Below are 3,066 nucleotides of genomic sequence, written 5' to 3'. Positions count from 1 at the left end.
TTATTGTTCTTTGAAAACTGGATAAAACGACATTGATATAGTAACAAACACATTTATTTTTTAATTAAGTTTTTTAGGCTTAATAACTAGGTTAAGTTATTAAGGGCGCATGGCGGATGCCTTGGCACTAGGAGCCGAAGAAGGACGGCACTAACACCGATATGCTTCGGGGAGCTGTAAGTGAGCTTTGATCCGGAGATTTCCGAATGGGGGAACCCACTGTTTTTAATAGAACAGTACTTTGACGTGAATACATAGCGTCTTAGAGGCAGACCCAGGGAACTGAAACATCTAAGTACCTGGAGGAAGAGAAAGAAAAATCGATTCCCTGAGTAGCGGCGAGCGAAACGGGAAGAGCCCAAACCAAGAGGCTTGCCTCTTGGGGTTGTAGGACACTCTATACGGAGTTACAAAAGAATGAGTTAGATGAAGCGACTTGGAAAGGTCCGCCGGAGCAGGTAAAAGCCCTGTAGTCGAAAGTTCATTCCCTCTTGAGTGTATCCTGAGTACGGCGGAACACGTGAAATTCCGTCGGAATCTGGGAGGACCATCTCCCAAGGCTAAATACTACCTAGTGACCGATAGTGAACCAGTACCGTGAGGGAAAGGTGAAAAGCACCCCGGAAGGGGAGTGAAATAGATCCTGAAACCATGTGCCTACAAGTAGTTAGAGCCCGTTAATGGGTGATAGCGTGCCTTTTGTAGAATGAACCGGCGAGTTACGATTACGTGCGAGGTTAAGTTGAGAAGACGGAGCCGCAGCGAAAGCGAGTCTGAATAGGGCGAATTAGTACGTGGTCGTAGACCCGAAACCAGGTGATCTACCCATGTCCAGGGTGAAGGTGAGGTAACACTTACTGGAGGCCCGAACCCACGCACGTTGAAAAGTGCGGGGATGAGGTGTGGGTAGCGGAGAAATTCCAATCGAACCTGGAGATAGCTGGTTCTCTCCGAAATAGCTTTAGGGCTAGCCTCGTGATTGAGAATACTGGAGGTAGAGCACTGTTTGGACTAGGGGGCCATCCCGGTTTACCGAATTCAGACAAACTCCGAATGCCAGATATTTATACACGGGAGTCAGACTGCGAGTGATAAGATCCGTAGTCAAAAGGGAAACAGCCCAGACCACCAGCTAAGGTCCCAAAGTAATCGTTAAGTGGAAAAGGATGTGGCGTTGCACAGACAACCAGGATGTTGGCTTAGAAGCAGCCATCATTTAAAGAGTGCGTAATAGCTCACTGGTCGAGTGACGCTGCGCCGAAAATGTATCGGGGCTAAACGATTCACCGAAGCTGTGGATTCACATCTACGATGTGAGTGGTAGGAGAGCGTTCTAAGTGCGTTGAAGTCAGACCGGAAGGACTGGTGGAGCGCTTAGAAGTGAGAATGCCGGTATGAGTAGCGAAAGACGGGTGAGAATCCCGTCCACCGTATGACTAAGGTTTCCTGAGGAAGGCTCGTCCGCTCAGGGTTAGTCGGGACCTAAGCCGAGGCCGATAGGCGTAGGCGATGGACAACAGGTTGATATTCCTGTACCACCTCCTCACCGTTTGAGAAATGGGGGGACGCAGTAGGATAGGGTAAGCACGCCGTTGGTTGCGCGTGTTCAAGCAGTAAGGTGTGAATGTAGGCAAATCCGCATTCTTTAACATTGAGCTGTGATGACGAGTCCGTATGGACGAAGTTCCTGATTTCACACTGCCAAGAAAAGCCTCTATCGAGGTGAGAGGTGCCCGTACCGCAAACCGACACAGGTAGTCGAGGAGAGAATCCTAAGGTGTGCGAGAGAACTCTCGTTAAGGAACTCGGCAAAATGACCCCGTAACTTCGGGAGAAGGGGTGCTCTGGTAGCGTGCAAGCGTGAGAGAGCCGCAGTGAATAGGCCCAGGCGACTGTTTAGCAAAAACACAGGTCTCTGCAAAACCGTAAGGTGACGTATAGGGGCTGACGCCTGCCCGGTGCTGGAAGGTTAAGAGGAGTGGTTAGCGCAAGCGAAGCTGCGAATTGAAGCCCCAGTAAACGGCGGCCGTAACTATAACGGTCCTAAGGTAGCGAAATTCCTTGTCGGGTAAGTTCCGACCCGCACGAAAGGCGTAACGATCTGGGCACTGTCTCAACGAGAGACTCGGTGAAATTATAGTACCTGTGAAGATGCAGGTTACCCGCGACAGGACGGAAAGACCCCGTGGAGCTTTACTGTAGCCTGATATTGAATTTTGGTACAACTTGTACAGGATAGGTAGGAGCCAGAGATCTCGGAGCGCCAGCTTCGAAGGAGGCGTCGGTGGGATACTACCCTGGTTGTATTGAAATTCTAACCCATGCCCCTTAGCGGGGCAGGAGACAGTGTCAGGCGGACAGTTTGACTGGGGCGGTCGCCTCCTAAAGAGTAACGGAGGCGCCCAAAGGTTCCCTCAGAATGGTTGGAAATCATTCGTAGAGTGTAAAGGCATAAGGGAGCTTGACTGCGAGACCTACAAGTCGAGCAGGGTCGAAAGACGGGCTTAGTGATCCGGTGGTTCCGCATGGAAGGGCCATCGCTCAACGGATAAAAGCTACCCCGGGGATAACAGGCTTATCTCCCCCAAGAGTCCACATCGACGGGGAGGTTTGGCACCTCGATGTCGGCTCATCGCATCCTGGGGCTGTAGTCGGTCCCAAGGGTTGGGCTGTTCGCCCATTAAAGCGGTACGCGAGCTGGGTTCAGAACGTCGTGAGACAGTTCGGTCCCTATCCGTCGTGGGCGTAGGAAATTTGAGAGGAGCTGTCCTTAGTACGAGAGGACCGGGATGGACACACCGCTGGTGTACCAGTTGTCTTGCCAAAGGCATCGCTGGGTAGCTATGTGTGGACGGGATAAGTGCTGAAAGCATCTAAGCATGAAGCCCCCCTCAAGATGAGATTTCCCATTACGCAAGTAAGTAAGATCCCTCAAAGACGATGAGGTAGATAGGTTCGAGGTGGAAGTGTGGCGACACATGGAGCTGACGAATACTAATCGATCGAGGACTTAACCAAAAAGTTTGTGAACATCAATGAAACGTTTATCCAGTTTTGAAAGAATAA

At 50.8% G+C, this 3,066-nt stretch carries 1 rRNA gene; it reads left to right on the top strand.

What is annotated here, in order from left to right:
* Nucleotides 1-89 precede the first annotated feature (89 nt).
* Nucleotides 90-3,018: ribosomal RNA gene (locus ACIQZG_RS24315) — 23S ribosomal RNA — on the top strand.
* The last annotated feature ends 48 nt before the right edge of the window (nt 3,019-3,066 follow it).

Origin of the sequence: Lysinibacillus sp. NPDC096418 (genome assembly GCF_044762775.1) — a bacterium.
Lineage (GTDB): Bacteria > Bacillota > Bacilli > Bacillales_A > Planococcaceae > Lysinibacillus.
Note: the sequence above shows the minus strand (reverse complement) of the source record. Positions and strands in the feature narration are given on the sequence as shown.